Source organism: Campylobacter sp. RM15925 (assembly GCF_012978775.1).
GTDB classification, from domain to species: Bacteria; Campylobacterota; Campylobacteria; order Campylobacterales; family Campylobacteraceae; genus Campylobacter_A; species Campylobacter_A canis.
Genome location: NZ_LIWP01000010.1, coordinates 69,831 through 75,864 on the forward strand (window position 1 = coordinate 69,831; position 6,034 = coordinate 75,864).

5 protein-coding genes are annotated in these 6,034 nt (G+C 38.2%); 2 read left to right on the forward strand and 3 right to left on the reverse strand.

The genetic code is table 11. From position 1 onward, the window contains the following. Positions 1-13: 13 nt before the first annotated feature. A complete protein-coding gene (locus CDOM15925_RS07300; protein ID WP_169942593.1) occupies positions 14-223 on the reverse strand; it encodes an alkylphosphonate utilization protein in 210 nt (69 codons plus the stop codon). A 51-nt stretch (positions 224-274) separates the two neighbouring features. Beyond that, complete coding sequence (locus CDOM15925_RS07305) at positions 275-1,219, reverse strand: helix-turn-helix domain-containing protein (protein WP_169942595.1); 945 nt, start codon at positions 1,217-1,219, stop codon at positions 275-277. Between the two features lie 132 nt (positions 1,220-1,351). On the opposite strand from CDOM15925_RS07305, the gene CDOM15925_RS07310 reads away from it, so the two are divergent. Both CDOM15925_RS07310 and CDOM15925_RS07315 read left to right on the forward strand, forming a co-directional pair. Then, a complete protein-coding gene (locus CDOM15925_RS07310; RefSeq protein WP_169942597.1) occupies positions 1,352-3,439 on the forward strand; it encodes a TonB-dependent receptor in 2,088 nt (695 codons plus the stop codon). Between the two features lie 47 nt (positions 3,440-3,486). Next, positions 3,487-4,242, forward strand: coding sequence for a DUF4198 domain-containing protein (locus CDOM15925_RS07315; protein WP_211436703.1), 756 nt, complete (start codon positions 3,487-3,489; stop codon positions 4,240-4,242). A 74-nt stretch (positions 4,243-4,316) separates the two neighbouring features. Here the strand turns inward: CDOM15925_RS07315 and CDOM15925_RS07320 are convergent, their stop codons facing one another. Then, entirely contained in the window at positions 4,317-5,777 is a 1,461-nt protein-coding gene (locus CDOM15925_RS07320; RefSeq protein ID WP_169942600.1) for an aldehyde dehydrogenase family protein, read from the reverse strand. Positions 5,778-6,034 lie beyond the last annotated feature (257 nt).

Sequence of the window (6,034 nt, forward strand, 5' to 3'; positions counted from 1 at the left end):
TCATGGCTTAAATTTAGGCTTTCTTTAAAAACTCGGTTTTAAGCACGATGACGCCCATTTTATCGATCTTGCACTCAACTTCTTTATCGTTTCCCGTTAGCTTGATGTTTTTAGCCATTGTTCCGCGCTTAAGAGTTGCGCCCGCACCTTTTACCTTAAGATCTTTAATCAAAGTTACGTTATCTCCTGCGTTTAGTTCTGTTCCGTTTGCATCTTTTGGCATGTTTTCTCCTTGTAAAATTTCAGTCATTATAGCAGGTAATTTCCATAAAAGCTAAAATTTACCGCCTCTTAAAATTTCCATAGGCAAGACGCCAAATTTCTCTTTAAATATCTTAGTAAAATGCGCAAAACTGCTATATCCCACTATCTTTGCAGCCTCTTTTACGTTTATATCGTTTTGCTCAAGAAGGCTTTTAGCTATCTTTAGGCGCTCATCCTGTAAGGCTCTATGAATTGTTGTGTTAAAGCAGTGTTTAAACCCGTTTTTAAGCTTAAATTCGTTCGTGGCACAAAGGTTTGCAAGTTCTTTTATGGTAGGTGGATTTTGTATATTTTTAAGCAAAATTTCTCTTGCTTTGTGTATCATCTTTAAATCATCTTCGCTGTATCTAAATTTGTCGCTCTCTTCGGTCTTTACCTCTGCAAAACTTTTATAAACCATCTCTAAAATTTTAGACTCTATAAAAATTTCTCTCATCTTTCCGCTATAAATTTTAGAGTTTGCGAGCTCTTTTAGTATCAAATTTTGAGTCAAATTTGTATCTATTATCCTAGCGCAAAATTCATCATCGCTACTTAAAATTTTAAAAATTCCAAGCTCTTGGATGAGCGAATTTTCAATTATTATCGACTGGCTTTTGTAGCTTTTGCCGTGATGCTTGCTTGCAGCCATAAAGCTATCGTTTATACTACCCATACAAAGCTGCCCCGGCTTTAAAACAAGGCTATCCTTTGACCAGCTTAAGCTGTTTGCACTCTGCCCTACATTAAAACATAAAAAGGAGTGTGGGCTCTTTTTTGAGAGATATTTTAAATTTTCACTATATCTTATATCGTAAGAGCAGTAGCCAAATCCGCTTCCGGTATCGTAATACTCAAGTTCGCAGTTTAAATTTTCATCTTTAAATGAAATTTCTTTATATCTTTTCTCTTCGCCAAATTCAACTCTGCACTCAAATTCATCAAAAAATTTATCAAGCCTTCTGCTTTCACTCATAGTTTCTCCCCAAATTTGAAAATAATCCGATTAACGCTATCTTTTAATCCTTTTAGCGATATTTTTGTATTGATAATAATTATCCCATTATAGTAAAATGAAACTTAAATATTTTTACAATCAGGAGTTAAAGTGAAAACTAAATACTTAAAAGTTGCAGCCGTTATCTCTTTAGCGGCATGCCCGTATATATTTGCTTCAGAGAGCGTATCTCTTGGTGAGGTTAAAGTAACGGCAAACAAAATAGAAGAAAAACTAAAAGATATCCCGCAAAGTATCAGCGTGATTGACGGCATAGAAGTAGAAGAAAAAGGTATAAAAACCATAGAGGACCTACTAAAAAGCGTGCCTAGTATATCAACCACAACGGGACTTCACGGAGGAATTTTCACAAGAGGACTCAACGGCTCGATATTTACCAGAACAAATCCTGTCACGATCTTCATAAACGGCGTAGCGCACGGTAATCAATTCGGAGCATACGTGCCTATCACAAACGTGGAGAGAATTGAAATCCTAAAAGGTCCGTCAAGTGCGATCTACGGCAAAGACTCTATCGGCGGCGTTATAAACGTAGTCTTAAAAGATCCTAGCAACGAGTGGTCTGGAAGTGTTGGCGCAGAGTACGGCTCATATAAATATAGAATCGGCACCTTTGAAGCAAACGGCGCACTTGTAGATGACGTGCTATATCTTGGGCTAAACGGCTCAGCATCCAAAGATCAAGGCTGGATCACTGACGAGATAACAGGCAAAAAATCAAACGGCAAAGAGCTTAACAACTTCGGACTAAATTTGAAATTTATACCTACGGATAGGCTATCTTTAAAGCTTTTTGCGGATAGATACTACAAGAAATTTAACGGCACGGACGGCATAGTAATCCCTTATGACAAATTTAAAAGCTTCAAAAAAGACGATGTCAAAACAACAAGGCTTGAAAGTGAAACACACTCACTTGAAAAGTCAAATTCCATCGCCCTAAACGCCACTTATAATTTTGACAGTGTAGATCTAAGCTCTATCACCACATATAAAAAGATAGATCAGTCAAGCAACTACGACCTAGATGCAGGAAGCAAGTATTTTCCCCACAATAACAATCTAATCATGTTTTCTGATATGAGAATTAAAAATTTATCTCAAGAATTTAGGCTCTCAAGCAATGAAGAGCAAAATTTAAGATGGATTGCCGGGCTTTTCTTTGAAAACGAAAAGATAGATATAAGAAAAATGGGCATGCAGTTTATGATGATGGGAACGCCTACGGAAATGGACGCACCTGCAAAGATGAACAGCAAAACGGCTTCAATCTTCGCTCAAGCCATATATCCCATCACTTCAAAGCTCGATTTAACGCTTGGCGGAAGATACCAAAAGATCAAAAAAGATATCAAGGTAGATACCTATATGTATCCTGTCGGCTCAAGCAAAACTGCACCGTTTTACTCGCTTGAAAACGACGCAAGCTGGAACAAATTCCTACCAAAGATAGCTCTTGAATACGCTCTGCAAGATGAGCTTAGCGTCTATGCGATGTATGCCAAAGGCTATCTAGCGGGAGGATTTAACTCATTTCCCATGGGAGGAACAAAAGATGAGAATAAATTTGAGTCACAAACCAGCGATAACTATGAAATCGGCATAAAAGGAGCTTATGATAGTTTTAGATTTTCAGCGGCTGCATTTTATATGGATATAAAAGATACTCATATTTACATGATCGATCCTAAAAATCCGGCAAATTTTATAACAGGAAACGCCGATAAGGCAACCTCAATGGGCGTTGAGCTAGAAGGTGTAGTAAGAGCCACAAAAGAGCTTGATATAAACATGGCTGCAAGCCTACTTAGAACAAAATACGGCAATTATATTAGCCCTAGCGGCAAAAACAACAAAGGCAATAAGATAGAATACAATCCGGAATATAAATTCTCGCTTGGAGCTTCTTACTATGCGCCGTTTGGACTATATGCAAGGATAGATGGTAATCTCATCGGCAAAACATACTTCGATCCTCAAAACTCGGTCGCCAGAGCAAGCTACTTCACGGCTGACGCTAAGATAGGCTATATAAAGAAAAATTTTGACGTATATCTATACGCTAAAAATATAGTCGACAAAGAATATCCGATGAATGTCTTTGATAGATCTTACGGTGTGCTTGTAGAGTATGATAAAGGCAGAATTTTTGGGCTTGGAGCTAAATATAGCTTTTAAAATTTGGCGTTAAATTCGGCGCCAAATTTCTATATCAAAGGAAAAATATGATAAATAAAATTTTAGCCGCACTACTTGCGTTTGCGACATTAAACGTAGCGCAGGCTCATGACTTTTGGGTGTTTGGAGAAAATTCCGATAAATTTAGAGCCGATATAGGCTACGGACACAACTTCCCTCATCAAGAGATAATACCCAAAGATGAAGCCAAGTCCTTTGTTCCACTTGCAATTATCTCAAAAGACGGAGTCAAAACAGAGCTAATCCAAATAGGCGAAAACTACCGCTACGAAGGAGAAAGACTTAAAAAAGGAAGCTATATCCTAGCAGGCGAATACAAAAGCAAGTTTTGGTCAAAAGACGCAAACGGCAAATGGTATATGGATAAGACAAAAGATCAGATAGCAGATTCCGCTTACTGCATGCAAGCTTCAATGTATGCAAAAGAGGTTGTAAATATTGACGGCGAACAAGATGAGTTTGTAACTAAAACCATAGGGCAAAAGCTGGAGATAGTGCCACTTGAAAATCCTGCAAATTTTGATATAAATAAGCCTTTTAAAATTCAAATTCTGCTTGAAGGAAAGCCGCTTAAAACGGCTAGAATAGACGGAACATTTGATAAATTTTTAAAAGACAAATTTGCATTTTCGGCAACTACTGATTTAGAAGGTATAACCGAAGTTATGGCTTTAGCACCCGGCAAATGGATACTAAAAGTCATGCACAAAAGAGCCTTTGGTGAGAGTAAAAGATGCGATGAGGAGATACTGATCGCTTCGTTTACTTTTAAGATAAAGTGATATTTGTGTGCAAATTTTAAGAATTCATACGAAACAAAATCAAACATCCCCTAAATTTAGGGGATGTTTAAATATCAGTAAAAGCCGCTTGGTTTTCCCGTTAGATCGATCATGATATTTTTCATCTGAGTATAGTGCTCAAGTATAATTTTATGAGTCTCTCTGCCTATGCCTGAGTTTTTATATCCGCCAAATGGGCTTCCGGCAGGAATTTGGTTATAGCAGTTTACCCAGACGCGACCTGTTTCCATCGCGCGCGCTGTCCTTAGCGCTTTTGTGATATCTTTAGTAAAGACCCCGCCGCCAAGGCCATATTCGCTATCATTTACCATCTTAATAAGCTCTTTTTCATTCTTAAATTTGATGATAACGCCTACAGGTCCAAATATCTCCTCTTGAGCCACCCTCATATCGTTTGTTACGTTTACAAGAAGAGTAGGCTTCACAAATGACTTGCCCGCGCTCGCAAGCTCTCCGCCGACCGCTACTTTTGCGCCTTCTTTTTTGCCGATTTCTATGTATTCTAGTATTTTTTTGGCTTGCTTTTCATTTATCTGAGAGCCCATTTGAGTCTTTTTATCAAGAGGATCTCCGACTTTTATCTTTTTAAATTTCTCAACAGCTGCGGCTACAAATTTATCGTATATACTCTCTTCGACAAAAATTCTACTTCCGGCACAGCATACTTGACCTTGGTTAAATAAAATTCCTATCTGAATTCCATCAATTGCCAAGTCAAAATCAGCATCGGCGTAGATGATGTTTGCCGACTTTCCACCAAGCTCAAGTGTCGCAGGGATGATCTTCTCTGCTGCGGCGATAGCGATATCTCTTCCTATTTCGGTTGAACCTGTAAAGGCCAACTTATCTAGACCGTCATGCTTTGTTATATATTCTCCCGCCTTGCTGCCTTTTCCCGTGATTACGTTTACCACGCCTTTTGGTAAGACATCCTTAATCAGCCTCATAAGCTCAAGAACGCTAAGGCTTGTTTCTGAAGACGGTTTAAACACGCTGGTATCGCCAGCTGCAATAACCGGAGCCAGCTTCCATGCCGCCATCAAAAACGGAAAATTCCAAGGAACTATCTGGCCCACAACTCCGATAGGCTCGCGTAAGATCACGGAAAGCTGCTTTTCGTTAAGGACATTTGCACTTCCCTCTTCAGCTTGTATAACGCCGGCAAAATACCTAAAATGCTCTGCTGCGTAAGGGATATCCACATTCATAGTCTCGCGAATCGGCTTACCGTTTTCCATAGTTTCGACAGTCGCCAAAAACTCTTTGTTCTCATCTATAATATCTGCGATTTTTAAAAGAATTTTTGAGCGCTCCGCTACGGTTGAGCGCCTAAACGTCTCAAACGCGTTTCTTGCAGCCTTTACCGCAGCATCGACATCTTTTTTGGTCGCATCGGCTATTGAGGCTAATTTCTTGCCTGTTGCAGGATTAAAAGTATCCAGAGTTGCACCGTCGCTAGCAGGCACAAATTCGCCATTTATAAACAGCTGATATTTATCTTGCAGTTTAACCATAATACAATCTCCTTTAGTAGAATTTAACAAGAAAATTATATTACTCAAACTTAAATACTCGGATAACTGGATAATATTTATTAATAAATTTTTATATAAAAATATCAATTTTACTTCCAGTATTTTTATATAAAAAGTTACCAATGGATAAGAATTAACTTAAAAGACTTATTTTAAACAACAAATACAAAAATATTTTTTGACGATTTGGAAATTCAAAAGATGAGTAAATTATAAGATGGTGGGTTCACCAGAAA

Excerpts from the sequence above, each read along its gene's own strand:
- CDOM15925_RS07320 (WP_169942600.1), bottom strand. The coding sequence starts at position 5,777 with ATGGTTAAACTGCAAGATAAATATCAGCTGTTTATAAATGGCGAATTT.
- CDOM15925_RS07315 (WP_211436703.1), top strand. The coding sequence starts at position 3,487 with ATGATAAATAAAATTTTAGCCGCACTACTTGCGTTTGCGACATTAAAC.
- CDOM15925_RS07300 (WP_169942593.1), bottom strand. The coding sequence starts at position 223 with ATGCCAAAAGATGCAAACGGAACAGAACTAAACGCAGGAGATAACGTA.
- CDOM15925_RS07305 (WP_169942595.1), bottom strand. The coding sequence starts at position 1,219 with ATGAGTGAAAGCAGAAGGCTTGATAAATTTTTTGATGAATTTGAGTGC.